We start from the raw sequence: 25,634 nt of genomic DNA, 5'->3' as shown, positions 1-25,634 counted from the left end.
TCCGGTCGACGCCGGCCGCGGCACGGCGGCCGGTCATTTCAGATGGACGGTCGGCTCGACCGACAGGCCGAGACCGAGCGGCGGACGGGTCGGCAGCGGGCCGTCGAGCACGATCTTCACCGGCACGCGCTGCACGATCTTCACGAAGTTGCCGGTCGCGTTCTCGGCCGGGAACGCGGAGAAGCGCGAGCCGCTGCCGAGCTGGATGCTGTCGACGTGGCCGTGCAGGTCGAGATCGGGATACGCGTCGACCGACACGTCGACGCGATCGCCGACGCGCATCCGTTCGAGCTGCGACTCCTTGAAATTCGCGGTGATCCACACGCGCGGCGTGACGATCGAGAAGATCGACGTGCCGGCTTGCAGGAACGAGCCCAATTGCACGTTGCGCCGCGTGACCCAGCCGTCGGACGGCGCGCGCATCTCGCAGTACGACAGGTTCAGGTTGGCCGTCTCGAGCTGCGCGCGCGCCTGCAGCACCTGCTGGCGGCGTTCCTCTACGGCCGTCTCGGCCTGCCGGATCTGCTGCGGCACGAGGCTCGCGGTGCGCGCCTGCGCCTGGGCCATCGCGACGTTCGCGTCGGCGGTCGCGCGTTGCGCGTCGGCCGCATCGATCGCCTGCTGGGAAGTTGCGCGCGCATCGACCGCCCGCTGCCGCGCCTGCGCGGCGAGCGCCTGCCGGTACGCGGCTTCCGCCGATTCGATCTGCGCGCGTGCCTGCCGGTACTGGGCCGGATACTGCACACGCGCGATATCGAGCTGCACGCGCGCCGCGTCGAGCTGCGCCTGTGCGAGACCGAGCTGCGCCTGCGCCGCGTCGACCTGCGCGCGGTAGTCGCGCGGATCGATCTCGACGAGCAGGTCGCCGCGCCGTACGAAGCTGTTGTCGTCGACCGCGAGCCGCGTCACGTAGCCGGACACGTGCGGCGCGACCGCGATCGCGTTGCCGTCGGTGTACGCATCGTCGGTGCTTTCCTGGTTGCGCGTCGCGAGCCACCAGACGAGCCCGCCGACGAGCAGCACGACCAGCACCGCGCCGAGAATGATCAGCGTTTTCTTACTGGGCCGCTTGCGTTCGCCTTCGCCGTTGTTGCCGTCCCCGTCTCCGTCGCCGCCGGTGCGGCCGCCGCGATCGTCGTGCGGATGGCCGTCGCCACCACCGCCGCCCGGCGCGTCGGTCGGGTGCTCGCCGTTGCGGCCCGGCGCCGCTCCCGAGCCGCTGCCGCCGCCGGACGGGTCGTCGCCCGCGCGGGCGACGACGGCAGGCCAGCGGGTAGGCAGCGGCGTCGACAGTACGACGCCGGCCACCGCCGGCGCGAACGCGTCCGGCGCGCCGGTGCCGCGCCGTCCGGGTGTCGACGTGCGCCGCAGCGCGACGCAAGATCGCTCACGAACGGACCACGGGCACAGGATCGCATCGGACATGAAACGGGGCTCCAGGCGGCGGCCGCGGGCGCCATTGCCCGCGCCGACCTCAAGCGCGCGATCGAGCAAACAGCGGGCCCGGCAACGCGCGTCGTCCACCGCGGCATGCGCGATGCGCGACGTGTACGCCTCGACCGCCCCGACAGGACTCGCGAACCATGACACGCTCGACCCCGCTCGACACCGACACACGCGACGAAGATCGCGGCGACAGCACGCCCGGCCCCGAAGGCAAGCGCCGCGGCACCGCCACGCCGCCGCCGCGCAGCGCGCACGACCCTGCCGAAGGCAAGCCGGCCGCACCGCCAAGCGGGACGCCGCCGCGTCGCACGCCCTCTGCCGAACACGGCGACGCGTGATCGACGCGCGTCGCGCCATACCGCCGTCCCGCTCGCGCGAAACGGCCGCAGCGGGCGGCGGCAGAAATGACAAGCCGTTGAAAAATCGCGGACGAAGGCCGGCCAGCGGGCCCGAAACACTCGCACGAGGGCACATGCGACAGCGAAGCGGGAACGCACGTTGCGGCAGGGGGCGCATGGATCTTTCGCCCATCTGCCGCGTGCCCTGCATGACGCTACCCGACCCGTCCGATTTCCCCGTTCGCGCGGTACCGCTCGCGCCGCTGGCGAAGGAACGCGCCACGATCGTCTGCCATCGCAACCGGCGCGTGCTGCTGGTCGCCCGCGGGCGATCGTCGCGCTGGACGCTGCCCGGCGGCGTGATCCGGCGCGGCGAATCGGCGCTCGACGCCGCGCATCGCGAACTTCGCGAGGAAACCGGGCTCACCGGTCTCGAACTCGCGTATTTCTTCTACGTGGACGGCAGCGTGAAGCGTCATCACGTGTTCGTCGCGAGCCTGCCGCGCGGCGCGCACGCTTGCCCGGGCCGGGAAATCGCGCTGTGCCGCTGGGTCGGCATCGACGCGGTGCCGCACTGGCCGGCGAGCGCGCCGACGCAGCGCATCATCCGTCAGTTCGCGGGCCTGTGCGTGGCGAGCGATCCGCGGCCGGGCGCGGTCACGCGTCTTTCGCCGTCTCGCTGAGCCCGGCGACGGGCGGCTGCGGATCGCGCGCAAGCCCTTGCGCGAAGACCTTCAGCCCTTCGAGCAGCGGCGTCAATGCATCCCACAGCGCCTCGTCGTGCAGCAAGCGGTAGACGCCGCGAACGCCGGGCGCGACGTGCGGGTGCTGCGCCGGTTGCCATGCGCCGACGTGATGCAGCGCGTCGGCCGCCGCGAACGCGGCGCGGCCGAACTGTTCCGGCGGAATGCGCGAGAGCGCCGTCACGAGCATCGCGAGATTCTGCATGCCGCTCTGCATGCCGGGCTTGTCGAGCGCGTCGACGAACGTGTCGGCCAGCCGCGCGTTCGCGCTGACGACCTCGTTCGCGAAGCGCAGGAAGCCGTGCCGATGCAGGCTGCCGAGCAGATGTTCGAGCGCGTCGTGCGCGCCCGGCTCCGGATGCGCGGACGTCGTGTCGGGAGGCTGGCGTTCGGTCATGGGTGGCTCCGGTTGAGGCGCCAGGCTGCCGTCGTTCCGGCAGCCGTGCGTGCGCCGAATGCATGTCGTACTCGTTCACCGGCCCCCGCCGGGGCGGTCAGCCGCGGCCGCGTCACTGCGAATGACCGTCGGTCGGCGCCTTGTATTCGCTGCGCGCGCCCATCGCGTCCTCGACGCGATGCACGCCATGCAGCGCGGCGACACCGTCGATCAGCGCCTGCCGTTCGGCCTCGTCGACCTGTCCGGTCAGGCACACGTTGCCGCGCTCGACGCTCACGTCGATGTCGCGCGGGCGAGCGACGAGCCGGCCGAGCGCCGCACGCACGCGCTCGGCGACCTGTACGTCGTTCGCGTCGCCCGCGAGCCAGTCGGCCCGCAGCCCGGCGATCGCGCCGCGCGCATGGTCGGCCGCCCGCTTCACCTGCGTATTCGCATAATCGGCCACGTCGTGCCGGCCCGCGGCCGCCTTGTCGCGCAGATACGCGCGGCGGCGCCGGCCGGACGCAGGATCGAGGAAGTACATCGCGGCCGCCCCGCAGGCGACGGCCACCGCAAGATTCAACAACGGATTCGACGAGACTCTGGAGTTCATGGCGGCACCCTGGGCTATACCCGGAACGACCGGGCTTCGTGTCGGCATGCAGCACGTGCCGTTCCCCGCCGCGAGCGGCGCGAACGAGCCGTCGCGCCGCGATGCGGCGCCGGAAACGACAAGCGTTTGAAAAATCATCGGGCCGCGCATCGCTCGATCGCGAGATCAGGATTCGGGCGGCGTGTCGGCCGTTTTCGTGTCGGCCGCTTCGGCCCGTTTTCCGCCCGGCTCGTCGTCGCCGCGCTCGGCCGCGCGCTGCGCCATTTCGACGTAGGTCTGCGCCAACGCGCGCAATTCTTCCTCGGACGCATCCTCGATCCCGATCAGCCGGTCGCTCGCCGCGCGCGTGACGGCGAGCAGTTCGTCGAGCTTCAGGTGCAACGCCACGCTGTCGCGATTCTGGTTGCGCTGCAGCAGGAACACCATCAGAAACGTGATGATCGTGGTGCCGGTATTGATGACGAGCTGCCACGCGTCCGAGTAGTGAAACACCGGCCCGCTCACGAGCCATATCGCAGTGATCGCGACCGCGCTGCCGAATGCGACCGGCGAGCCGGCCCAGGTGGTCACGCGCGACGCAAAACGTTCGAACGCACGGGTAACGGCGTGCCCGGCCGGCCCGGAACCGGCGCCGCGCTTGCACGCCGTGCCGCGACGGTCGCTCGGTGGTTCGTTGAGTTCGCGCATGAATGCCTCCCGGATCGATAGTCTGTTTGAATGCGCGCATGAGCCGCGTCGCCGCCCGCCGCGAACCGCACGCCAGCGGCCGCTCGGGGTTCGGTCCCGCGTGCGCGCCGTCGGGAGAAGCATCGCGCGTGCCCGCCCCGTACGCCCGTGCAGCGCCGGCTTTAGCGCGGTGCGTGCGTGTCCTCGTCGTCCGGGAAATAGCGCGTGTCGGTCAGTTGAGCGATGCCGTCGAGATCCGGAAAGATCGTCGCGATGCTCACGCCGACGCCGGCAAGCTCCTGCCGGATCGACGCGAACCGGGCGCCCGGCACGGCGATGCGCACGAGGCGGCCGGCGAGATCCGCGTCCTCGTCGAGCGGCACGAAGCGCCCGCCGCGCGCGTCATAACGGTGAATCGTGAACCAGCCGTCCTGCGCGGTGATCCTGGGCATGACGTGACGCGGCCGGAACACCTTGGTGCGCGTGACCTCCAGCGGCGCGCGCCGGTCCGCGGCGGTCGCGATGTCTTCGGCGTCGTGCGACAGGCACCACACCACGCCGTCGCCGCCCGATTCGCCCGCGCGCCTGACCGCGAACCACAGCGCGGCCAGCGCGTTGCCGGACCAGTCGAGCAGGCGCGTGCGCATCCCGTGCTGCTGCGCGAGCGCGAGCCAGTCGCATGCCTCGAGGTTCTGCCCGGGTTCGAGATGCGGCAGCGCGCGCCGCGTGAATTCGTCGAGCATCCGCGCTTCGACGTCGGGCGACGCGTGCTGCCGCGCGATGCCCGGCGCGAGCGGCCAGCCGGCATTGCACTGGCCGCGAAAAAGCCGCAACGCCATCGTCTGCCGCTGCCCGCCGATCACGGTCATGTAGTCGGCGACGCTGTCGATCGAGCGGCCTGTGCTCTCGCGCTTACCGTCCATGCATCGCGCCTCCCGCCGTGCCTGCCCGTACACGCGGCCATCGGCTCGGCGCGCGTCCGACGTCGCCGCTTGCCGGATGCGGAACCACCGGTACGGTCGCCCGCGTATCGCCGTCTCGCATCGCGGTTCACGGCGTGCTGCCGTGCTCCTTCTGCCAGCGCTCCATCAACGCGATCTCGTCGCGCTGCGCGGCGACGATCCGGCTCGCGAGTTGCCGCAGCGTCGGATCCTTGCCGTATTTGAGTTCGACCTGCGCCATGTCGATCGCGCCCTGGTGATGCGGCGCCATGTGCGCGACGAAATCGCGGTCGGCGTCGCCCGTGTACGGCGCGCTTTCCATCGCTTCCATCATTTTTCGGTCGGCGCGCTTGAACGCCTGCGTGGACGTGTCGGGCACGCTGACCGGATTGGCCGGGCGCAACTGTGCGGCCGCGGGCAGCGCCGACGCGCACGCCGCGAGCAGCGCGCTGGCGGCACAACGGCGTATGGATGAACGGTTGAATGCACGCATGAGACGAATCCTCGACAAGAAAGTGAACGGTCCGCGTGCGTCATCCCCCTTTCGTTCGCACGCATTGAAACGGCTGAGGCCGCGCGACCCGCGTTACCGCCACCACGCACGCGCGTCGCCGGGCGCGACCAGCGTGCGAATGCGGCCATCGTTGCGCTCCGGTCAGCTTGCTCGTTGCTCGCGGATGCCGCGTGCAACCGCCGTGCCCGACGCACGCGGCGCGGCACGTGCCTTGCGCGGCAGCCCCGCATCGGCTCATCCCGAACCAAGGAGAAACGGCATGGCGACAGTGGCGGATTTCATCGTCCAGCGGCTGTACGACTGGGGCGTGCGCCGCATCTACGGCTACCCGGGCGACGGCATCAACGGCTTTTTCGGCGCGCTGAACCGCGCGGACGGCAAGATCGAATTCATCCAGGCGCGCCACGAGGAGATGGCGGCCTTCATGGCGTCCGCGCATGCAAAATTTACAGGCGAGCTCGGCGTATGCGTCGCGACCTCGGGCCCCGGCGCCACGCACCTCGTGACGGGCCTGTACGACGCGCGGCTCGACCACATGCCCGTGCTCGCGATCGTCGGCCAGCAGGCGCGCGCGGCGCTCGGCGGCCACTATCAGCAGGAAGTGGATCTGCCGGCCCTTTACAAGGACGTTGCGGGCGCATTCGTTCAGCTTGCGACGGTACCGGGCCAGGTGCGGCACCTGGTCGACCGCGCGGTGCGCACCGCGCTCGGCGCGCGCACGGTCACCGCGCTCGTGCTGCCGAACGACCTGCAGGAGCTCGACTACGCGCCGCCGAAGCGCGCGCACGGCACCGTGCATTCGGGGGTCGGCTATACGGCGCCGAAAGTCGTCCCGTACGCGGACGACCTGCGGCGCGCGGCCGACGTGCTCAACGCAGGGTCGAAAGTCGCGCTGCTGGTCGGCGCCGGCGCGCTGAAGGCGACCGACGAGGTGATCGCGGTGGCCGACCGGCGCGGCGCCGGCGCCGCGAAGGCGCTGCTCGGCAAGGCCGCGCTGCCGGACGACCTGCCGTGGGTCACCGGCTCGATCGGGCTGCTCGGCACGAAGCCCAGCTACGAGCTGATGACCGAATGCGACACGCTGCTGGTCGTCGGCTCCGGCTTTCCGTATTCGGAGTTCCTGCCGAAGGAAGGCCAGGCGCGCGGCGTGCAGATCGACCTGAAGGCCGACATGCTGAGCCTGCGCTATCCGATGGAAGTCAATCTGGTCGGCGACAGCGCCGAGACGCTGCGCGCGCTGCTGCCGCTCCTGAACGAGCGGCGCGACACCGCATGGCGCGACCGGATCGCGAAATGGAACCACGACTGGCGCGAGACGCTCGCCGCCCGCGCGGCCGCGAAGGCCAGCGCGGGCCGCGGTGTGAATCCGCAACGCGCGTTCACCGAGCTGTCGCCGCGCCTGCCCGACGACGTGATCCTGACGAGCGATTCGGGCTCCTGCGCGAACTGGTATGCGCGCGACCTGATGATGCGGCGCGGGATGATGGGATCGCTGTCCGGCGGCCTCGCGTCGATGGGCGCCGCGGTGCCTTACGCGATCGCCGCGAAGTTCGCGCACCCGGTGCGCCCGGTGATCGCGATGGTCGGCGACGGCGCAATGCAGATGAACAACATGGCCGAGCTGATCACGGTCGCGAAATACTGGCGCCGGTGGCCCGACCCGCGCTGGATCTGCATGGTGCTGAACAACGAGGACCTAAACCAGGTCACGTGGGAGCAGCGCGTGATGGAGGGCGACCCGAAGTTCGACGCGTCGCAGCAGATCCCGAACGTGCCGTACTACCGCTTCGCGACCCTCCTCGGCCTCAAGGGCATCTACGTCGACGATCCGGAACAGCTCGGCGCCGCGTGGGACGAAGCGCTCGCGTCCGACCGGCCGGTCGTGCTCGAAGTGAAGAGCGACCCCGAGGTGCCGCCGCTGCCGCCGCACGTGACGCTGCAGCAGGCAAAGCATTTTGCCGAAACGCTGGCGAAAGGCGACCCGCGTGAAGCGAACGTGATCGTCGAGACCGCGCGGCAGGTGCTGTCGGCCGTGCTGCCCGGCAACGGCGAACACGGCGACAAGCGCGGCAAGGAAGGGAAAGGCGAATCGTAAGGCAAGCGCGCGGGACGGTGCTGGCCGATGTCGGCGTCGTCTCGCCCGTCGCCCGGCCGTGCGAGCACCGCCGAGCACCGCCGAGCACCGCGTTTACGACGCCTGACTTGCGCGAGTGTGAACGGGAAATCCCGCACATGCGCCGCGCCCTCACGTCGTATTCCTCGGATCGCAGCCCGACATCGTCACGCACGCCGAGTGGCCGTTCGAACAGCGCGTGCGCGTCGTCGTCGCGCCGCTGTATCCGGTACACCTGCACGAGCCGGAAGCCGGCCGCGGAAAAGCGCGTTCGACGACGTGAATGGCCGCCCAATTTACAAGCCGGCTGTAACGCACCAGCCGTCGTGCACGTCATCCCGCCCTTCCACGGCAGCATGCGTGCGAGCCGCGTGCGCATGAAGTTTGCTCCGCCGCGAACGGCCGTCGTCATGCCGCCCAACCCGGCAAGGAGTCGCGTTGCCCGTTCCGCCGTTCCTGAAAACCCGTCATGTCGCATGGATCGCACCGGTCGCGTGGACGATCGTGCCGATCGTCGCGCGCGCGGCCGCCGCGCCTGCCGAGCCCGGCAATCCGTCCGCCCCGTTGCCGCTCGCGTACGTCGTGCACGCGGCCGGCCCCGCGGCGCAGCCGGTCTTCGTGCTCGGCTGGGCGCTGCTGGCGCTGTGCACGTTCGTCTGCGTCGCGATCGCGGTGCTGCTGCTGATCGCGCTGTTTCGCCGTCGCGCGCAGGCAGGCGCCGGCCACGGCAGCGGGCTGACGATCGTGACCGTGGGCACCGCGATCTCGATCGCGCTGCTGTTCGGCGCGCTCGTCTACATGCTGCGGGTGCTGGGTGCCGTCGCCGCGCCGCCGCGTCCGCCCGCGCTGACGATCGCCGTGACCGCGCAAGACTGGTGGTGGGCCGTGCGTTATCCGGACGATATTGACGGGGCCGGCTTCGTCACGGCGAACGAGATCCATATTCCGGTGGGCGAGCCCGTTGCAATCGAACTGAAGAGCGCCGACGTGATCCACGCGTTCTGGGTGCCGCAACTCGCCGGCAAGACGCAGACGATACCCGGCCAGACCAATCGCCAATGGCTGCAGGCCGACCGGCCGGGCGTCTATCGCGGGCAGTGCTCGCAATACTGCGGCGCGCAGCACGCGCACATGGCGTTCGAAGTCGTGGCCGAGCCGCCGGCCGCGTTCCGTGCGTGGCTCGCCGCGCAGCGCCAACCGGCTGCGGCCCCCGCAGCGAGCGCCGAACGCCGCGGCCAGCGCGTGTTCGCCGCGCGCTGCGCGGGCTGTCACGCGGTGCGCGGCACCGACGCGGCCGGCGACGCGGGCCCCGATCTCACGCACGTCGGCACGCGCCGGCTGCTCGCGGCCGGCACGCTCGACAACACACCTGACAACCTGCGCCGCTGGGTCGCGCACGCGCAGCAGATCAAGCCGCAGTCGCTGATGCCGTCGATCGCGCTCGCGCCGCGCGACGCCGACGATCTCGCCGCGTATCTGGCGACGCTGCACTGAACCGAGGATGCCGATGGCCATTGCCCGCGACACGCCGGCCCCGCTCAACCGCGTACCCGATCTCGGCGAAGCACCGCCCGGTTCCGCGCACGAGCGCGCGCTGGCCGAGCTGTGGGAATCGGAACCCGGCTGGCGCGGCTGGCTCGGCACCGTCGATCACAAGCGCATCGGGCTGCGCTACATCGTCACCGCGTTCGCGTTCCTGCTGCTCGGCGGCGTGGAGGCGCTCGTGATGCGCATCCAGCTCGCACGGCCGAACGCGACGCTGCTCACGCCCGCGCAATACGATTCGCTGTTCACGATGCACGGCGTCACGATGATCTTCCTGTACGCGCTGCCGGTGCTGTCCGGCTTCGCGAACTACCTGTGGCCGCTGATGCTCGGCTCGCGCGACATGGCGTTCCCGCGGCTGAACGCGTTCTCGTACTGGTCGTTCCTGTTCGCCGGGTTGTTCCTGTACGCGAGCTTTCCGCTCGGCGCGGTGCCGGACGGCGGCTGGTTCAACTACGTGCCGCTCACGTCGCTCGACTACAGCGCCGGCGCGAACATCGACATCTATGCGCTCGGGATGATCCTGCTCGGCATCTCGACGACCGGCGGCGCCGCGAACTTCGTCATCACGCTGCTGCGGATGCGCGCGCACGGCATGTCGATCGACCGCGTACCGATCATCGTGTGGGGCACGCTGACCGCGTCGGTCGCGAACCTGGTGGCGGTGCCGTCGGTGAGCCTCGCGTTCCTGCTGCTGTGGCTCGACCGCAATGCGGGCACGCACTTCTTCGACGTCGCGCATGGCGGCCGGCCGCTGTTGTGGCAGCACCTGTTCTGGATGTTCGCGCATCCGTGGGTGTACGTGGTCGTGCTGCCGGCGATGGGGATCGTGTCGGACGCGCTACCGACCTTCTGCCGGCGGCCGCTCGTCGCGTACGAGGCCGTCGCGGTATCGACGGTGGCGACGATGCTGATCGGCTTCGAGGTGTGGGTCCACCACATGTTCGCCACCGGCATCGCGCCGCTCGCGCTCGCGTTCTTCGGCGCCGCGAGCATGCTGATCTCGATCCCGAGCGCGGTCGCGGTGTTTGCGTGGATCGCGACGATCTGGACCGGCCGCCCGGTCTTTCGCACGCCGTTCCTGTATTTCGCGGGCTTCGTGCTGATGTTCGTGATCGGCGGTGTGTCGGGCGTGATGACGGCGGCCGTGCCGCTCGACTGGCAGCTCACCGATACGTACTTCGTCGTCGCGCACCTGCATTACGTACTGCTCGGCATCAACGTGTTCCCGGTGCTCGGCGGCGTCGCGTACTGGTTCCCGAAGTTCACCGGGCGGATGATGAACGAGCGGTTCGGCCGCTGGACCTTCTGGGTCGTGCTGATCGGCTTCAACCTCGGCTTCTTCCCGATGCACGTTTCCGGGTTGCTCGGAATGCCGCGCCGCATCTATACGTATCCATCTGGAATGGGCTGGGACACGTCGAACCTGCTGACGACGATCGGCTCGTTCGTGTTCGGGATCGGCATCGTGATGTTCGTCGTCAACGCGCTGGTGAGCGCACGGCGCGGCGTGCGCGCCGGCGACAATCCGTGGGGCGCGGCGGGCCTCGAGTGGTCGGTCGCGTCGCCGACGCCCGTGTACAACTTCGCGGTGCTGCCGCTCGTCGCGTCGCGGCATCCGCTGTGGGAAACGCGCGACGATCCGACGCGCACCAGCCTGCGGATCGGCTACCGGCTCGCACACGGGCGCGAGGCGCTCGCGGTCACGCCGCTCGCCGCGGCGCCGAGCGCGATCCTGAAGATGCCCGACGACAGTTGCGTGCCGTTCGTGCTCGCGCTGCTCGCGACCGCCGTGTTCGCGGCGATGCTCGCGCGCTCGCCAACGCTCGTGTGCGTGGCCGCGGCCGGTTGCGCGGTCGCCACCGCCGTGTGGCTGTGGCCGCGCCGCGCGCTCGGGCAACGTGCTCAACTGCCCGCTCGCGCGAACACGCAGGCACCTGCCGCGGCCGCCGGGGCGCGCCCGGCCGAACCGCCGTCGGCCACGGTGCCGGCCGGCGCGCCGGCCGCCTGCATCGACCCGCTGCCGGTCGGCAGTTGCGGCGAACGTGCGGGCGGCTGGTGGGGCGTGCTCACGCTGATCGTGACCGAGGCCGGGCTGTTCGGCTATCTGCTGTTCTGCTACTTCTACCTGCAGTCGCAATGGTCCGCGCCGTGGCCGCCCGAAGGGATGCCGAAGATCGGGCTCGCGGCCGTCAACACGGTCGTGCTGCTGTCGAGCAGCGTGTTCGTGTGGCTCGCCGAGCGCGCGGTGCGGGCCGAGCGGCAGGCCCGCGCGGTCGCGATGCTCGTCGTCGCGCTGGTGCTCGGCACCGCGTTCGCGCTGGTCCAGCTTCACGAATGGCGCGACCATCCGTATGGCCCGACCGCGCACCTGTACGGCAGCCTCTATTTCACGATCACCGGGTTCCACCTCGCGCACGTCGTGGCCGGCCTCGCGATCCTCGCGCTGCTCGCGGGGTGGACGGCCGCCGGTTTCTTCAGCCGCGAGCGACGCGTCGCGCTGACGGTCGGCGGGCTCTACTGGCACTTCGTCGACATCGTGTGGCTGTTCATCTTCACCGCGCTGTACGTATCGCCGTTCTGGCTGAGGAGCACGGGATGAGCGACGCCCGACGCGCGTGGACCCCGCTGCTCGCGATCGCGGCCGGCCTCGTCGGCGCGCCCGCGCTGTGGTTTGCGCAGATGCTCGTGTCCGAAACGCTCGCGTCCACCGCATGCTATCCGCTCGGCGTCGCGCAGGCCGCGCCGCGCTGGACGCATGTCGGCGTGTGGCTCGCACTGATCGCCGCGGGCGCGTTCGCACTGGCCGCGGCCTGCGCGACGTGGCTCGCGCGGGCGTGGCGGCACCGATATCGACGCGATGCCGATGCGCCCGCCGTGACGCGCGACGACAGTACGCGCTTTCTCGCGCGCTGCGGAATGCTCGCCGCGCTCGGCTTCGTGATCGGTCTCGTGTTCACGGGAATCGTCACGGCTTTCGTGGGGCCTTGCAGTCCATGGCGCTGATCTCGTTCGCTTCGTGCTGCGTGCCCGGCCGCCGTGCGGGTGTCGCGCTCGCGCTGTGTGTCATGCTCGGCGCGTGCGACATGCAGCCCGACGACAACGCAGCGGCAGCCGGCGATACGGCCGGCGCCGCGTCGGCGGCCGAAGCGCCCGAGCCCGCGTCGGGCTGGCGGTTCGTGCGGATTCACGCGTCGGCGGCCGATGCCGGTGCGTCGATGTCCGCTCGTGCGAGAGAGGATCCGCGGCTTTCACGCCAGCGGGAGGCGAGTGTCGCCAATTCGGCAGCGTCCGGCGCTTCCGCCCCGCCGCCGGACTCCGCTTCCGCGTCGACCGCCCGCCGCCCGGTCATTGCCGCGGCGGCGGCGAGCGCCGACGCCGCGACGATCGCGCGCGGCCGCTATCTCGCGCTGGCCGGCGATTGCGCCGCGTGCCACGACGCGGCCGACCATACGCCGTACGCGGGCGGCCAGCCGGTGAATTCGCCGTTCGGGCCGATCTATGCGCCGAACATCACGCCGGACCCGACGCACGGGATCGGCCACTACACGCTGCGCCAGTTCGACGACGCGTTGCGGCGCGGCGTGCGCGCGGACGGCAGCCGGCTGTATCCGGCGATGCCGTACCCGTCGCTCGCGCACCTGACCGACGACGACGTGCGCGCGCTGTACGCGTATTTCATGCGCGGCGTCGCGCCGTCCCCGAACGCGGCGAAGCTCACGCAACTGCCGTTTCCGTTCAACCAGCGCTGGGCCCTCGGGCTGTGGAGCCTCGCGTTCGCGAACCGCGACCGGTTCACGCCCCAGCCGTCGCAATCAGCGCAATGGAATCGCGGCGCGTATCTTGTGCAGGGGCTCGGCCATTGCGGCGCATGCCATACGCCGCGCGGGCCGGCCTACAACGAACGCGGCTACGACGAACGCAGCCCCGCGTTCCTGACTGGCGGTATCAACGATCACTGGTTCGCGCCGAACCTGACCGGCGCGGACCCGGACGGCCTCGGCCGCTGGTCGACCGACGACATCGCCGCGTTCCTGCGCAGCGGCCATGCGGCGCGCGGCTCGGTGTTCGGCGCGATGGCCCCGGTCGTCGGCGAAAGCACTGCGTTGCTGACGGAGGACGATCGTCGGGCGATCGCCGTGTACCTCAAATCGTTGCCCGCGCAACCGACCGCCGCGACGAATCCGCTGGGCGTCGGCGTGCCGCGGTTGACGCCCGCCGGCCCGCGCCCGGAAAGCGGCCAGCAAGCGCCCGGGGCCGGTGTGTATGCGGGGTTCTGTGCGCGTTACCACGGTGCGGACGGCACGGGCGTGCGCGATCACGGGCCGGCGCTCGCGAGCAGTTCGGTCGTGCTGGCCGCCGATCCGACGAGCACGATCCGGATCGTCGTCGAAGGTGCTCGGCCGGCGCCGGGTGAAAACGGCCCCGTGCAGCGGATGCCGGCGATGCGCGGCACGTTGACGAGCGGAGAAATCGCGGCGGTGGTCAGTTACGTGCGCGGCGCGTGGGGGAATCGGGCGGCGCCGGTGTCGGAGCAGGATGTGAGGCGGTTGCGGCGAGCGATCCATCGGTAGTCGCGTGCCGCATGCAGGGCTTCCCGAACGATGCCGATCAGAGGCTCCGGCGCTACCGCTACCGGCTCGCAACGGCCTCGGCCTCCGGCGCCTGCCATCCTCCACCGAGCGCCTTGAACGCCGCGACCGCCGCACGCGCCGATTCGGTTCGCGCCTGCACGCGTTCGTCGGACGCGCGCAGCAAGCTTTCGTCGGCCTGCAACACTTCGATCAGGCTGACGACGCCTTTCTGGTAAGCCGCGAACGACGCGGCCCGCGCGCGGCCGAGCGAATCGACGCCGCTGGCCAGCACGGCCGCCTGTTCGTCGCGCTTGACGAGCGCAGAGAACGCATTTTCGACATCCTCGGTGGCGTGCAGCGCCGCGAGCCGATACGCGGCCAGCATTTCGGCTTCCTTTCCTTTGGCGTCGGCGATCTGCGCATTGATCCGGCCGAAGTCGAACAGGCGCCAGCGCAGGCCGAGCACGCCGGCCGCCTGGTTCGCGCCGCCGGCAAACAGGTTGCCCGCGCCCATCGTCGTCGCGCTGCCGAGCAATCCGCTCAGCGAAAACTTCGGGTAATACTCGGCAATCGCCACGCCGATGCGCGCGTTCGACGCCGCAAGCCGTCGCTCGGCGACCATCAGGTCGGGCCGCCGTCTGAGCAATTCGCCCGGCGTGCCCGTCGCCGCGATCCGCGGCGCCACCGGCACGTCGCCGCCGTCGAGCAGTTCCGCGCGATGCGTGCCGGGCTGCGCGCCGAGCATCACGTCGAGCGCATTCATCGCCGTGTCCAGCGCCGCTTCGAGCACCGGCACCGTCGCACGAACCTGCGCGAGCGCACCTTCGGCCTGCCTGACCTGAAGCTCCGCCGCGAGCCCCTTCCCGTACAGCAGATTGATCGTCGACAACAGATCCTGCTCGGTCCGCACCTGATGCCGCGCGACCTTCAGCCGGCCCTGCAACCCGCGAATCGTGATGTAGATGTCGGCCGTCTGCGCGGCGACGGCCAGGCGCGTGGCGACCGCCGCCGCTTCGGACGCCTGATAGTCGGCAAGGGCGGCTTGCCGCCCGCGGCGCAGCCCGCCGAACACATCCAGTTCCCAGCTCGCGTTGAAATCGGCTTCGTAGGCGCTCCCGTGACGGTCGAAACCGGGCGTCGAATCCAGAACGCGCCCCAACGGCGTTTCGACCGACTGATAGACGCGCGCGGCCTGGCCCGTCACATTGCCAGACGGCAACAGCGCCGCATTGGCCGCCCCGAGCCCGGCACGCGCTTGCGTGACGCGGGCCGCGGCCTGCGCGAGATCGAGGTTCCGTGCAAGCGCGAGCGTGACGAACCGGGTCAACTGCGGATCGCCGAAGCCCGTCCACCACGTCGCGAGTTCGGCGTCGGCCGCCGCGCGCCGCTGCTCCACGGCGCTCTGGCCCTGGAAGCGCTGCGGCATGGCGACGTCCGGCCGCACGTAGTCGGGACCGACGGCGCATCCGGCAGACAGGAGCGCGGCGAGCAGCGCGGCAACGATGGGTTTCGGTAGCATGACGGTTTCAGTCAAGATCAGGCGGTGACTATAATACCAAATAGTCACTCGTTGTCCATCCCTGCCAGCCGCAACCCATGAAAGAAAACACCGCTTCCCCCGCGCCCGCACGCGGCCCGGCCGATCACGACGTGCGCGACCAGATCGTGGCCGCCGCCACCGAGCACTTCAGCCGGTACGGCTACGAGAAGACGACCGTGTCCGACCTCGCGAAGTCCATCGGCTTCTCGAAGGCCTATATCTACAAGTTCTTCGAGTCGAAACAGGCGATCGGCGAGATGATCTGCTCGAACTGCCTGCATGAAATCGAGACCGACGTGCGCGCCGCCGTCGCCGAAGCGGAACGGCCCACCGAAAAGCTGCGGCGCATGTTCAAGGTCTCTACTGAAGCGAGCCTGCGGCTGTTCTTCCGCGACCGCAAGCTGTACGACATCGCCGCGTCGGCCGCCACCGGCAACTGGCAGTCGGTGCAGGCCTATGAGGCCCGCGTGCAGAAGCTGCTGCGCGAGGTGCTGCAGGCAGGCAGGCAAAGCGGCGAGTTCGAGCGCAAGACGCCGCTGGACGAAACCGCGACGGCGATCTACCTCGTGATGCGACCGTACCTGAATCCGCTGCTGCTGCAGTACAACCTCGACACGACCGACGCCGCGCCGGCGCAGTTGTCGAGCCTGGTGCTCCGCAGCCTCGCCCCATGAACCGACACCGTTTGTGACCATTGACTATTTTGGTCACTAGATACACAATGAAAGCCCCGATCACCTCGTCAGTGGGTCTTTCATGGTCCGGCGTCGCCTCGCTCTCCTTGCAGTCGCTTCCGCGCTGCCCCTCGCGCTAGCCGCCTGCAGCGGAAAAGCGCCTTCCGATCCGCGCACGGAAGCGCCGCTCGTGCGTACCGCCATCGTGCACGCAGCCGCGCCCGCGTCGCGGTCGTTTACCGGCACCGTCGCCGCCCGCGTGCAGAGCGACCTCGGGTTCCGGGTGTCCGGCAAGGTGCTGGAGCGGCTCGTCGATACCGGGCAAACCGTCCGCCGCGGCCAGCCGCTGATGCGCATCGACCCCGTCGACCTGAAGCTCGCGGCGCGCGCACGCGATGAAGCGGTGGCCGCGGCACGGGCACGCGCGCGGCAGACCGCCGAAGACGAAGCGCGCTACCGCGACCTGCGCGGCACCGGCGCGATATCGGCATCGGCCTATGACCAGGTCAAGGCCGCGGCCGACGCCGCGAAAGCCCAGTTGAGCGCCGCCGAGGCCGACGCCGACGTCGCGCGCAATGCGACCGGCTACGCGGAACTGGTCGCGGACGGCGACGGCGTCGTGATGGAAACGCTCGCGGAGCCCGGCCAGGTCGTCAGCGCCGGCCAGCCGGTCGTGCGGCTCGCGCACGCCGGCAGCCGGGAAGCGGTGATCCAGCTGCCGGAAACGCTGCGCCCCGCGGTCGGATCCATCGCGCAGGCAGAGCTGTTCGGCAAGCCGGGCGCGAGTGTCCCCGCGACGCTGCGCCAGTTGTCCGACACCGCGGATGCGCGAACGCGCACGTTCGAAGCGCGCTACGTGTTGCAGGGCGCGCTGGCCGCCGCACCGCTGGGCGCGACCGTCACGATCCGCATGCCGGACGACGCGCGCGCGGCGCCGCAAGCCGGCCTGCAGGTACCGATCGGCGCGCTGCTGGATGCAGGCAAAGGGCCCGGCGTGTGGGTCGTCGCGGGCGATCCGGCCAAGGTGGGATGGCGGCCCGTCACGGTCGAGCATCTGGACGACGACAGCGCACGCGTGTCCGGCGCACTGAAGCAAGGCGAGCGGGTCGTCGCGCTCGGCGCGCAGTTGCTGCGCGACGGCGAAGCGGTTCGCGTGGCCGCCACGGCCGCACACGAAGGAGCACGGCCGTGAGCGAACGCCGCTTCAACCTGTCGGCGCTCGCGGTGCGCGAGCGCGCGATCACGCTGTTCCTGATCTGCCTGATTTCGCTCGCGGGGCTCGTATCGTTCTTCAAGCTGGGGCGCGCGGAAGACCCGGCCTTCACCGTCAAGGTGATGACCATCGTCACCGCATGGCCGGGCGCGACCGCGCAGGAAATGCACGACCAGGTGGCCGAAAAGATCGAAAAGCGCATGCAGGCGTTACGCTGGTACGACCGCACCGAAACCTACACGCGCCCCGGCCTCGCGTTCACGACGCTGACGTTGCTCGACAGCACGCCGCCGTCCGAGGTGCAGGAGCAGTTCTATCAGGCGCGCAAGAAAATCGGCGACGTCGCGAACGATCTGCCGGCCGGCGTGATCGGCCCGCTGGTCAACGACGAATACGCGGACGTCACGTTCGCGCTGTTCGCGCTGAAGGCCAAGGGCGAACCGCAGCGCCTGCTGGTTCGCGATGCGGAGACGCAGCGCCAGCGGCTGCTGCATGTGCCGGGCGTGAAGAAGGTCGACATCATCGGCGAACAGGCGGAGCGCATCTACGTGCAGCTGTCGCACGACCGGCTCGCGACGCTCGGCGTGAGCCCGCAGGACGTATTCGCCGCGCTCAATGGCCAGAACGCACTGACGCCGGCCGGCTCCGTCGAGACGCGCGGGCCGGAGATCTTCATTCGCATGGATGGCGCGTTCGACAAGCTGCAGAAGATTCGCGACACGCCGATCGTCGCGCAGGGCCGCACGTTGAAACTGTCGGACATCGCCACCGTCGAGCGCGGCTACGAAGACCCGTCCACCTTCATGATCCGCAACAACGGCGAACCCGCGCTGCTGCTCGGCGTCGTGATGCGCGACGGCTGGAACGGGCTCGACCTCGGCCGCGCGCTGGACCGGGAAGTCGGCGCGATCAACGCGGAGTTGCCGCTCGGCATGAGCCTGACCAAGGTCACCGACCAGTCCGTGAACATCAGCTCGGCCGTCGACGAGTTCATGGTCAAGTTCTTCGCCGCGCTGCTCGTCGTGATGCTGGTGAGCTTCGTCAGCATGGGCTGGCGCGTCGGCCTCGTCGTCGCCGCGGCCGTGCCGCTGACGCTCGCCGTGGTGTTCGTCGTGATGGCCGCCACCGGCAAGAACTTCGATCGCATCACGCTCGGTTCGCTGATCCTCGCGCTCGGTCTGCTCGTCGACGACGCGATCATCGCGATCGAAATGATGGTCGTGAAGATGGAGGAAGGCTACGACCGTGTGGCCGCGTCGGCTTACGCGTGGAGCCATACGGCCGCGCCGATGCTGGCCGGCACGCTGGTCACCGCGGTCGGCTTCATGCCGAACGGCTTCGCGCGCTCGACCGCCGGCGAATACACGAGCAACATGTTCTGGATCGTCGGGATCGCGCTGATCGCATCGTGGGCCGTCGCCGTCGCGTTCACGCCGTACCTCGGCGTGAAGATGCTGCCGAACCTCAAGAAGTTCGAAGGCGGTCACGATGCGATCTACGACACGCCGCGCTACAACCGTTTCCGACAGGTGCTGACGCGCGTGATTGCGCGTAAATGGCTGGTTGCGGCGTCCGTCGTCGGCCTGTTCGTACTCGCCATTCTCGGCATGGCCGTCGTCAAGAAGCAGTTCTTCCCGATCTCCGATCGCCCCGAGGTCCTCGTCGAGGTGCAGATGCCGTACGGCACGTCGATTTCGCAAACGAGCGCGGCCACGTCGAAGGTCGAAGCGTGGCTCGCGAAGCAGAAGGAAGCGAGGATCGTCACCGCGTACGTCGGCCAGGGCGCGCCGCGCTTTTATCTGGCGATGGGGCCGGAGCTGCCCGATCCGTCGTTCGCGAAGATCGTCGTGCGCACCGACAGCCAGGACGAGCGCGACGCGTTGAAGGCACGCCTGCGACGGGCCATCGCCGACGGCCTCGCGCCCGACGCGCGCGTGCGTGTGACGCAGCTCGTGTTCGGCCCGTATTCGCCGTTCCCGGTCGCGTATCGGGTCACGGGCCCCGATCCGGACACGCTGCGCGGCATCGCGGCCGACGTCGAGCGCGTGATGGCCGGCAGCCCGATGATGCGCACGGTCAATGCCGATTGGGGCACGCGCGCGCCGGCGCTGCATTTCACGTTGGAGCAGGACCGCCTGCAGGCCGTCGGGTTGACGTCCAGCGCGGTCGCGCAGCAGCTGCAGTTTCTGTTGACCGGAGTGCCCGTCACCGAGGTGCGCGAGGATATCCGGACCGTGCAGGTGGTCGCCCGCTCGGGCGGCGATGCACGGCTCGACCCGGCGCGGCTCGACGACTTCACGCTCGCCGGCGCGAACGGGCAGCGCATTCCGCTGTCGCAGGTCGGCAAGGTCGACGTGCGCATGGAAGAGCCGATCATGCGCTGGCGCGATCGCGTGCCGACGCTCACGGTGCGCGGCGACATCGCCGACGGCCTGCAGCCGCCGGACGTGTCGGCCGCGATCACGAAGCAGCTTCAGCCGATCGTCGCCGCGCTGCCGAGCGGCTATCGAATCGAGGAAGCCGGCTCGATCGAGGAATCGGGCAAGGCCACGAAGGTGATGCTGCCGCTGTTCCCGATCATGCTGGCGGTGACGCTGATCATCATCATCTTCCAGGTGCGCTCGATCTCCGCGATGGTGATGGTGTTCCTGACGAGCCCGCTCGGCCTGATCGGCGTGGTGCCGACGCTGATCCTGTTCCGGCAGCCGTTCGGCATCAATGCGCTGGTGGGCCTTATCGCGCTGTCGGGGATCCTGATGCGCAACACGCTGATCCTGATCGGCCAGATTCACCAGAACGAACAGGCGGGGCTGGATCCGTTCCACGCGGTCGTCGAAGCGACCGTGCAGCGGGCGCGCCCGGTGGTTCTCACCGCGATGGCGGCCGTGCTCGCCTTCATTCCGCTCACGCATTCGGTGTTCTGGGGCACGCTCGCGTACACGCTGATCGGCGGCACGTTCGCCGGGACGATCCTCACGCTGATGTTCCTGCCGGCGATGTATGCGATCTGGTTCAGGATCCGGCCCGGTCATTCCGCCGCCGCCCGCCACGGCGGCCATGAACCGGCAGCGCCTGCCACGACCGCACTTCAGCCCGCGCTGGATGCGCGCGATTGATATTCCCCATTCCCCGTATCGAAGGAAACAGCCATGTCGAATTCCACCGTTGTCGTCGTGACCGGCGTGTCGTCGGGCATCGGCCGCGTCGCCGCAGAACGATTCGCCAAACGGGGCTGCCGCGTGTTCGGCACCGTGCGCAGCATCGCGCGAACGGCGCCCGTCGCCGGCGTCGAGCTGATCGAGATGGACGTGCGTGACGACGCGTCCGTTCGATCCGGCATCCGGACGATCATCGACCGCGCCGCGCGTATCGACGTGCTCGTGAACAATGCGGGCATGAGCCTGATCGGCGCGGTGGAGGAGACGTCGGTGGACGAAGCCGAGGCGTTGTTCGACACCAATGTATTCGGCATCCTGCGTACGACCCGTGCGGTACTTCCGCACATGCGGGCGCAACGGCGTGGCCGGATCGTCAATGTCAGCTCGGTGCTCGGCTTTCTGCCGGCGCCGTACATGGGGCTTTATTCGGCGTCCAAACATGCGGTGGAAGGTTTGACCGAATCGCTCGATCACGAGCTGCGCCAGTTCGGCATTCGCGCGACGCTGGTCGAGCCGTCGTTTACGCGGACCAACCTGGACGTCAACGCGCCGCAGGCGAGCGCGCCGATCGCCGATTACGACCGCGAGCGCACGCTCGCGGCGCGCGCCGTCGGCGACAGCGTGAAAGCCGCGCCGCACCCCGAGGGCGTGGCCGCCACCGTCGTCGACGCGGCGCTCGGCGCATGGCGGATGCGGCGCACGCCCAACGGCGAGGCGTCGCTGCTGCGCAGGTTGCGGCGCTTCATGCCGGCCGGCCCGGTCGATGCGAGCCTGCGGAAAAAATTCCGGCTCGCGTGACGCGGCCAGCCGACGAAACGTCCGTGGACGAGGCACCCGCCATGGGAATCGGCATCATCGGAACCGGCAATATCGGCCGCACGCTTGCGCGCCGGCTGAGGGCGGCAGCCGGAACGCCGGGGCGCCTCGCGATGACGGCCGCCGGGGACGAAGGCGATGCGAAGCAAGCCGCGACGCCGACACTCACCGCTGCAACACCGCCACCGCCTTGATCTCGACGAGATAGCCGGGCGCGCCGCCCAGCATGTGCGCGCCGACCGCCGTCCACGCCGGCTTCGGATGCGCGCGGAGGTAGCGGTCGCGCACCTGCATGAACAGCGGCAGGTCGCGCATGTCGGTGTGGAAGGTCGTGAGATCCACGACGTCGTCGAGCGACGCACCGCCCGCTTCGAGCACGCGCTTCAGGTTCTCGAACGCCTGCACGATCTGTGCTTCACGGCCTTCGACCAGTTGCATCGCCGCGTCGCGGCCGATCTGGCCGGACACGTACAACGTATCGCCCACCTTGACCGCCGGCGCATAGCCGATTTTTTCGTACACGGCTTCCATGCCGGCCGGGATGATCGCTTCGCGTTGTTGCATGAGTGTCTCCGTGGCCGGACTCGCAGCGCCGGCCGATTGTTCGTGTGAGGATCGGTGCGCGCCGCGCCCTGTCGCGCGCGCATGCCGGAAGCGGCACGCGTGCCGCTCAACCCGTATCGCCGCCCGCCACCGGCAGCACCGTCCCGGTGATATAGCTCGCTTCGTCCGATGCGAGAAAGAGAATCGGCGCGATCTGTTCGTCGAGCGTGCCGTAGCGCTTGAAGTACGTCGAGTCGGTCACCTGCCGCACCGCTTCCCCCATCCACGCCTGTTCCTGCTCGGTGTCGCCGGCCGCATTGCGCGGCACGCGGCGCGGCGGCGCGCTGGTGCCGCCCGGCGCGGTAGCGACGACGCGGATGTTGTGTTCCGCGTACTCCATCGCGAGCGCCGACGTCAGCGCGTTTACACCGCCCTTCGCGGCCGAATACGGCACGCGGCGAATCCCGCGCGTCGCGTTCGACGAGATGTTGACGATCGTGCCGCCGCCACGCGCGACCAGGTGCGGCAGCACGGCGTGGCAGGTATAGAGCGTCGGCATCAGCGAACGGCGGATTTCCGCGTCGATCTGCGCGGGCTCGAACTCGGCGAACGGCCGCATGCGAATCGCGCCGCCGACGCCGTTGATCAGGATGTCGATGCCGCCGAACGTCCGCACCGCGTGCGCAATCGCCGCATGCGCGCCTTCGTACGTTTCGAGATCGGCGACGAAGCCCGCCGTGTCGCCACCCCTCGCTTCGGCCGCCACCTCGGCGACGAAATCCGCGCGATCGACGAACAGCACCCTGCCGCCCTCGGCCGCCGCCCGCAGCGCGACGCCGCGGCCGATGCCCTGCGCCGCGCCGGTGACGACGACGACCTTGCCGGAGAATCGTTGCATGATCATGCCGCCTTTGCCGTGACGTTGGGGGTGAACTTCTCGTAGTGGAAGCTGGCCGGCTTCACGCCCGCTTCGTCGAAGTACTGGCGCACCGCATCCACCATCGGCGGCGGCCCGCACAGGTAGACGTCGACGTCGCCGTCGTTCAGCGCGTCGGCCGGGATGTGCTGCGTGACCCAACCCTTGCGCGGATGGCTCGACGCGGCGTCCGCGACGACGGTGGCAAAGCTGAAGTTCGGCAGCTTCGCCGCAACCGCCTCGATCGCGTCGACCAGCACGAGATCGAGATCGCGCGTCACGCCGTAGACGAGGTGCACCTTCTGCCGCGACCCGCTGCGCGCGAGCACGTCGAGCATCGACAGGAACGGCGCGAGGCCCGTGCCTCCGGCGAGGAACAGCAGCGGCCGCTGCACGTCGCGCAGGTAGAAGCTGCCGAGCGGCCCGTTCAGTTCGAGCGTGTCGCCGGGTTTCGCCGATTCGAGCCACGTGCTCATCACGCCGCCCGGAATCTTCTTGATCAGGAATCCGACCTTCGTATCGCCCGGCGCGGACGAGAACGAATACGAGCGATGCTGGCCGCTGCCCGGCACACCGATGTTCACGTACTGGCCCGGCAGGAACGCCGGTGCGCTCGCGCCGACATCGAGCTCGAGCACGACGGCCGCATCGTTGTGCTGCTCGACCTTCGTGACCGTCGCGGCGAAGCTGCTCTGCCCGGTCTTGCACGCGACCGACGACGTCGGCACCGCGATCACGCAGTCGCTTTGCGGCACCATCTGGCACGTCAGCACGACGCCACCGTCCTTTTCGTCCTCGGTGAGCGCATCGTCGATGTAGTCGTCGCCGAGGTCGTAGCGGCCGCTTTCGGCGCGGCACTTGCAGGTGCCGCACACGCCGTCGGAACAATCCATCGGCAGGTTGATCTTCGCGCGGAAAGCCGCATCGAGCACCTTCTCGCCGGCCTTGCAGTCGATGAAGCGGGTTACCCCGTCCTCGAAATTCAATGCAATCTTGTAGCCGGACATCGCGTCACCTCCACTTCCTTTCATGGCAAACAACGGGCGTCAGACGTGATAGACGTCGAGCACCTGCCGGATGTAGTCGTTCTTCAGCACGATCTTCTTGTGCGAGATCAGCAGCGCGTCGCCCGCCTGCCGCAGCGTGACGAACACCGTGCCGAAGAAGTGGTCGGTGACGCGGTAGCGGTGATTCAGCGTATGAAAGTTGTAGCGCACGTCGACCTCGCCGTCGCGTTCGGCCAGCACCTCGACGTTCGTCACGTTGTGGCTGGTACGCGGTTCGGGCGTCGATGCGCCGCTGCGCTCGGTCTTGATCCGGAACACGCGATCCTCGAGCCCGCCGCGATCCGGGTAGTACATCAGCGAAATCTGGCGCTGCGGATCGTCGGTCGGCCGATCGTCGTCGTCCCACGCGGGCATCCAGTACGTGACGTCCTCCGTGTAGCAGGTCAGCCATGCGTCCCACTCGCGATCGTCGAGCAGACGCGCCTCGCGATACAGCGTCGCGCAAATCGTCCGGTAATCGAAGCTCATGCCGCCACCTCCCCGCGTTCCTTCTTCAGCGCATCGCGCATCACGTGCACCCAGTGTTCGTGCTGGCACACGAACAGCCCTTCGTCCTCGCTGCGCTCGCCCGAAATGCGCGGGTTCAGCCCCATCTTCCTCGCGTTCTCGTCGGGTCCGTCGATCCACAGCGGCGCACCGCGCGACAGGTCGTTCCACATCGCCGTGATGCCCGCATAGCCGGCCTGGCACGCGCGGAATTCCTCGAGATCGTCGGCCGTGCCCATGCCGGTCACGTTGAAGAAATCCTCGTACTGGCGGATGCGCGTCGTGCGGTCGGCTTCGCTCTCGCCCTTCGGCGCGAAGCAGAAGATGCTGACTTCGGTCTTGTCGACCGCGAGCGGACGCACCACGCGGATCTGCGTGCTGAACTGGTCCATCAGGAACACGTTCGGATACACGCACAGGTTGCGCGTCTGGTTCACGATGAAATCGGCCTGCACGTCGCCGACGCGCGCACGGATCTCGTCGCGGTGCCGGTACACGGGCCGCACTTCCGGGTTCATCGTCTTGGTCCACAGCAGGATGTGGCCGTGGTCGAAGCCGTACACGCCCGCGACCGACTTGCTCCAGCTGTTCGCGTCGACCGCCTTGGTGCCCTCTTCCTTGCGGCGGCCCATCGTCGCCGCATAGTTCCAGTGCACGGTGCTGACGTGATAGCCGTCGCAGCCGTTCTCCATCTGCATCTTCCAGTTGCCTTCGTAGATGTAGGACGAGTTGCCGCGCAGCACTTCGAGACCGTTCGGCGCCTGATCGACGATCTGGTCGATGATCACGCGCGCTTCGCCGAGGTAGTCCTCGAGCGGCAGCACGTCGGCGTTGAGGCTGCCGAACAGGAAGCCGCGATAGTTCGCGAAGCGCGCGACCTTCTTCAGGTCGTGCGAGCCGTGCGTGTTGAACTGCACCGGATACTCGGTCGTCTTCTCGTCCTTCACCTTCAGCAGCTTGCCGGTGTTCGAGAAGGTCCAGCCGTGGAACGGGCACGTGAAGCTGCCCTTGTTGCCGTGCTTGCGGCGGCACAGCATCGCGCCCTTGTGCGCACACGCATTGATCACCGCATGCAGCTCGCCGGTCTTGTCGCGCGTGATGACGATCGGCTGGCGGCCGATCCACGTCGTGTAGTAATCGTTGTTGTCGGGAATCTGGCTTTCGTGCGCCAGATACACCCAGTTGCCCTCGAAGATATGCTTCATCTCGAGCTCGTACAGCGCCGCGTTCGTGAAGATGTCGCGGCGGCAGCGGAAAATGCCGGCCTCCTTGTCATCCTGCACGGCGGTTTCCAGCAGGTTATCCAGTTCGTTCGTAGCGTCGATCTTGACGGACATGATGGCTCCTTCCAT

General features: G+C 69.2%; 23 protein-coding genes and 1 pseudogene. 11 read left to right on the top strand and 13 right to left on the bottom strand.

Going from position 1 to position 25,634, the window contains the following annotated elements; translation table 11 throughout:
• Positions 1-33 precede the first annotated feature (33 nt).
• Entirely contained in the window at positions 34-1,425 is a 1,392-nt protein-coding gene (locus LGN10_RS27450) for an HlyD family secretion protein (RefSeq protein WP_226225669.1), read from the bottom strand.
• 158 nt (positions 1,426-1,583) lie between these two features.
• Here LGN10_RS27450 and LGN10_RS27445 point away from each other — a divergent pair, with 158 nt between their 5' ends.
• Both LGN10_RS27445 and LGN10_RS27440 read left to right on the top strand, forming a co-directional pair.
• A complete protein-coding gene (locus LGN10_RS27445; RefSeq protein WP_226225667.1) occupies positions 1,584-1,784 on the top strand; it encodes a hypothetical protein in 201 nt (66 codons plus the stop codon).
• A gap of 209 nt (positions 1,785-1,993) precedes the next feature.
• Entirely contained in the window at positions 1,994-2,467 is a 474-nt protein-coding gene (locus tag LGN10_RS27440; RefSeq protein ID WP_059575104.1) for an NUDIX hydrolase, read from the top strand.
• On the opposite strand, the gene LGN10_RS27435 is transcribed toward LGN10_RS27440, so the two are convergent.
• From LGN10_RS27435 to LGN10_RS27415, 5 genes are all read right to left on the bottom strand, one after another.
• The gene (locus LGN10_RS27435; protein WP_059637317.1) at positions 2,442-2,924 is read right to left on the bottom strand and encodes a hypothetical protein; all 483 of its coding nucleotides are present in this window, start codon (positions 2,922-2,924) and stop codon (positions 2,442-2,444) included. The genes LGN10_RS27440 and LGN10_RS27435 overlap by 26 nt on opposite strands.
• A 112-nt stretch (positions 2,925-3,036) precedes the next feature.
• Positions 3,037-3,516, bottom strand: a complete 480-nt coding sequence (locus LGN10_RS27430; protein ID WP_226225665.1) for a BON domain-containing protein — start codon at positions 3,514-3,516, stop codon at positions 3,037-3,039.
• A 165-nt stretch (positions 3,517-3,681) separates the two neighbouring features.
• Complete coding sequence (locus LGN10_RS27425; RefSeq protein ID WP_059575098.1) at positions 3,682-4,203, bottom strand: low affinity iron permease family protein; 522 nt, start codon at positions 4,201-4,203, stop codon at positions 3,682-3,684.
• A 161-nt stretch (positions 4,204-4,364) separates the two neighbouring features.
• Positions 4,365-5,105, bottom strand: coding sequence for an FRG domain-containing protein (locus LGN10_RS27420; RefSeq protein ID WP_089466162.1), 741 nt, complete (start codon positions 5,103-5,105; stop codon positions 4,365-4,367).
• 127 nt (positions 5,106-5,232) lie between these two features.
• Positions 5,233-5,616, bottom strand: coding sequence for a DUF305 domain-containing protein (locus tag LGN10_RS27415; protein WP_059575094.1), 384 nt, complete (start codon positions 5,614-5,616; stop codon positions 5,233-5,235).
• Positions 5,617-5,896: 280 nt separating this feature from the next.
• Here LGN10_RS27415 and LGN10_RS27410 point away from each other — a divergent pair, with 280 nt between their 5' ends.
• Positions 5,897-7,732 carry a thiamine pyrophosphate-requiring protein gene (locus LGN10_RS27410; RefSeq protein ID WP_226225663.1) on the top strand — a complete coding sequence of 612 codons (1,836 nt, stop codon included), beginning with the start codon at positions 5,897-5,899 and terminating at the stop codon, positions 7,730-7,732.
• Between the two features lie 23 nt (positions 7,733-7,755).
• On the opposite strand, the pseudogene LGN10_RS33850 reads toward LGN10_RS27410, so the two are convergent.
• A pseudogene (locus LGN10_RS33850) lies at positions 7,756-8,015 on the bottom strand (glycoside hydrolase family 15 protein); the annotation flags it as partial.
• A 173-nt stretch (positions 8,016-8,188) separates the two neighbouring features.
• Between LGN10_RS33850 and coxB the strand changes: the two are divergent.
• From coxB to LGN10_RS27390, 4 genes are read left to right on the top strand one after another with little or no spacing between them, the layout of a single operon-like run.
• Positions 8,189-9,244, top strand: coding sequence for a cytochrome c oxidase subunit II (coxB, locus tag LGN10_RS27405; RefSeq protein ID WP_226225661.1), 1,056 nt, complete (start codon positions 8,189-8,191; stop codon positions 9,242-9,244).
• A 13-nt stretch (positions 9,245-9,257) separates the two neighbouring features.
• The gene (ctaD, locus tag LGN10_RS27400; RefSeq protein ID WP_226225659.1) at positions 9,258-11,897 is read left to right on the top strand and encodes a cytochrome c oxidase subunit I; all 2,640 of its coding nucleotides are present in this window, start codon (positions 9,258-9,260) and stop codon (positions 11,895-11,897) included.
• Entirely contained in the window at positions 11,894-12,301 is a 408-nt protein-coding gene (locus tag LGN10_RS27395) for a hypothetical protein (RefSeq protein ID WP_059575088.1), read from the top strand. The genes ctaD and LGN10_RS27395 overlap by 4 nt, the downstream gene beginning before the upstream one ends.
• Positions 12,292-13,869 carry a c-type cytochrome gene (locus LGN10_RS27390; RefSeq protein ID WP_226225658.1) on the top strand — a complete coding sequence of 526 codons (1,578 nt, stop codon included), beginning with the start codon at positions 12,292-12,294 and terminating at the stop codon, positions 13,867-13,869. The genes LGN10_RS27395 and LGN10_RS27390 overlap by 10 nt, the downstream gene beginning before the upstream one ends.
• 58 nt (positions 13,870-13,927) lie before the next feature.
• On the opposite strand, the gene LGN10_RS27385 is transcribed toward LGN10_RS27390, so the two are convergent.
• Complete coding sequence (locus LGN10_RS27385) at positions 13,928-15,388, bottom strand: efflux transporter outer membrane subunit (RefSeq protein WP_226225656.1); 1,461 nt, start codon at positions 15,386-15,388, stop codon at positions 13,928-13,930.
• Between the two features lie 77 nt (positions 15,389-15,465).
• Between LGN10_RS27385 and LGN10_RS27380 the strand changes: the two genes are divergently transcribed.
• The 4 genes from LGN10_RS27380 (at position 15,466) to LGN10_RS27365 (ending at position 21,252) form a co-directional block, all read left to right on the top strand.
• Positions 15,466-16,083, top strand: a complete 618-nt coding sequence (locus LGN10_RS27380) for a TetR/AcrR family transcriptional regulator (RefSeq protein WP_226225654.1) — start codon at positions 15,466-15,468, stop codon at positions 16,081-16,083.
• 82 nt (positions 16,084-16,165) lie between these two features.
• Positions 16,166-17,275: an efflux RND transporter periplasmic adaptor subunit gene (locus LGN10_RS27375; RefSeq protein WP_226225652.1), complete on the top strand. Its 1,110-nt coding sequence runs from the start codon at positions 16,166-16,168 to the stop codon at positions 17,273-17,275.
• A complete protein-coding gene (locus LGN10_RS27370; protein WP_226225650.1) occupies positions 17,272-20,412 on the top strand; it encodes an efflux RND transporter permease subunit in 3,141 nt (1,046 codons plus the stop codon). The genes LGN10_RS27375 and LGN10_RS27370 overlap by 4 nt, the downstream gene beginning before the upstream one ends.
• A gap of 33 nt (positions 20,413-20,445) precedes the next feature.
• A complete protein-coding gene (locus tag LGN10_RS27365) occupies positions 20,446-21,252 on the top strand; it encodes an oxidoreductase (RefSeq protein WP_124657438.1) in 807 nt (268 codons plus the stop codon).
• Positions 21,253-21,435: 183 nt separating this feature from the next.
• Here the strand turns inward: LGN10_RS27365 and LGN10_RS27360 are convergent, their stop codons facing one another.
• The 5 genes from LGN10_RS27360 to LGN10_RS27340 all read right to left on the bottom strand — a co-directional run bounded on the left by LGN10_RS27360 (position 21,436) and on the right by LGN10_RS27340 (position 25,619).
• A complete protein-coding gene (locus tag LGN10_RS27360; protein WP_226225648.1) occupies positions 21,436-21,834 on the bottom strand; it encodes a RidA family protein in 399 nt (132 codons plus the stop codon).
• Positions 21,835-21,940: 106 nt separating this feature from the next.
• Entirely contained in the window at positions 21,941-22,717 is a 777-nt protein-coding gene (gene benD / locus LGN10_RS27355; RefSeq protein WP_226225646.1) for a benzoate diol dehydrogenase BenD, read from the bottom strand.
• Entirely contained in the window at positions 22,714-23,736 is a 1,023-nt protein-coding gene (gene benC / locus LGN10_RS27350) for a benzoate 1,2-dioxygenase electron transfer component BenC (RefSeq protein WP_226225644.1), read from the bottom strand. The genes benD and benC overlap by 4 nt, the downstream gene beginning before the upstream one ends.
• A 39-nt stretch (positions 23,737-23,775) precedes the next feature.
• Entirely contained in the window at positions 23,776-24,264 is a 489-nt protein-coding gene (gene benB / locus LGN10_RS27345) for a benzoate 1,2-dioxygenase small subunit (protein WP_059637266.1), read from the bottom strand.
• The gene (locus LGN10_RS27340; RefSeq protein ID WP_226225642.1) at positions 24,261-25,619 is read right to left on the bottom strand and encodes a Rieske 2Fe-2S domain-containing protein; all 1,359 of its coding nucleotides are present in this window, start codon (positions 25,617-25,619) and stop codon (positions 24,261-24,263) included. The genes benB and LGN10_RS27340 overlap by 4 nt, the downstream gene beginning before the upstream one ends.
• Positions 25,620-25,634 lie beyond the last annotated feature (15 nt).

This window comes from Burkholderia sp. AU32262, from assembly GCF_020419985.1.
In the GTDB taxonomy this organism is placed as follows: Bacteria; Pseudomonadota; Gammaproteobacteria; order Burkholderiales; family Burkholderiaceae; genus Burkholderia; species Burkholderia semiarida.
The sequence above is the reverse complement of the archived record's forward strand: the minus strand, read 5'-3'. Positions and strand labels throughout refer to the sequence as shown.

Coding starts and splice junctions, on each gene's coding strand:
- LGN10_RS27365 (WP_124657438.1), top strand. CDS start 20,446: ATGTCGAATTCCACCGTTGTCGTCGTGACCGGCGTGTCGTCGGGCATC.
- LGN10_RS27380 (WP_226225654.1), top strand. CDS start 15,466: ATGAAAGAAAACACCGCTTCCCCCGCGCCCGCACGCGGCCCGGCCGAT.
- LGN10_RS27410 (WP_226225663.1), top strand. CDS start 5,897: ATGGCGACAGTGGCGGATTTCATCGTCCAGCGGCTGTACGACTGGGGC.
- LGN10_RS27420 (WP_089466162.1), bottom strand. CDS start 5,105: ATGGACGGTAAGCGCGAGAGCACAGGCCGCTCGATCGACAGCGTCGCC.
- LGN10_RS27385 (WP_226225656.1), bottom strand. CDS start 15,388: ATGCTACCGAAACCCATCGTTGCCGCGCTGCTCGCCGCGCTCCTGTCT.
- benC (WP_226225644.1), bottom strand. CDS start 23,736: ATGTCCGGCTACAAGATTGCATTGAATTTCGAGGACGGGGTAACCCGC.
- LGN10_RS27435 (WP_059637317.1), bottom strand. CDS start 2,924: ATGACCGAACGCCAGCCTCCCGACACGACGTCCGCGCATCCGGAGCCG.
- LGN10_RS27415 (WP_059575094.1), bottom strand. CDS start 5,616: ATGCGTGCATTCAACCGTTCATCCATACGCCGTTGTGCCGCCAGCGCG.
- LGN10_RS27425 (WP_059575098.1), bottom strand. CDS start 4,203: ATGCGCGAACTCAACGAACCACCGAGCGACCGTCGCGGCACGGCGTGC.
- LGN10_RS27390 (WP_226225658.1), top strand. CDS start 12,292: ATGGCGCTGATCTCGTTCGCTTCGTGCTGCGTGCCCGGCCGCCGTGCG.
- ctaD (WP_226225659.1), top strand. CDS start 9,258: ATGGCCATTGCCCGCGACACGCCGGCCCCGCTCAACCGCGTACCCGAT.
- benD (WP_226225646.1), bottom strand. CDS start 22,717: ATGATCATGCAACGATTCTCCGGCAAGGTCGTCGTCGTCACCGGCGCG.
- LGN10_RS27395 (WP_059575088.1), top strand. CDS start 11,894: ATGAGCGACGCCCGACGCGCGTGGACCCCGCTGCTCGCGATCGCGGCC.
- LGN10_RS27340 (WP_226225642.1), bottom strand. CDS start 25,619: ATGTCCGTCAAGATCGACGCTACGAACGAACTGGATAACCTGCTGGAA.
- benB (WP_059637266.1), bottom strand. CDS start 24,264: ATGAGCTTCGATTACCGGACGATTTGCGCGACGCTGTATCGCGAGGCG.
- LGN10_RS27440 (WP_059575104.1), top strand. CDS start 1,994: ATGACGCTACCCGACCCGTCCGATTTCCCCGTTCGCGCGGTACCGCTC.
- LGN10_RS27360 (WP_226225648.1), bottom strand. CDS start 21,834: ATGCAACAACGCGAAGCGATCATCCCGGCCGGCATGGAAGCCGTGTAC.
- LGN10_RS27430 (WP_226225665.1), bottom strand. CDS start 3,516: ATGAACTCCAGAGTCTCGTCGAATCCGTTGTTGAATCTTGCGGTGGCC.
- LGN10_RS27375 (WP_226225652.1), top strand. CDS start 16,166: ATGGTCCGGCGTCGCCTCGCTCTCCTTGCAGTCGCTTCCGCGCTGCCC.
- LGN10_RS27445 (WP_226225667.1), top strand. CDS start 1,584: ATGACACGCTCGACCCCGCTCGACACCGACACACGCGACGAAGATCGC.
- LGN10_RS27450 (WP_226225669.1), bottom strand. CDS start 1,425: ATGTCCGATGCGATCCTGTGCCCGTGGTCCGTTCGTGAGCGATCTTGC.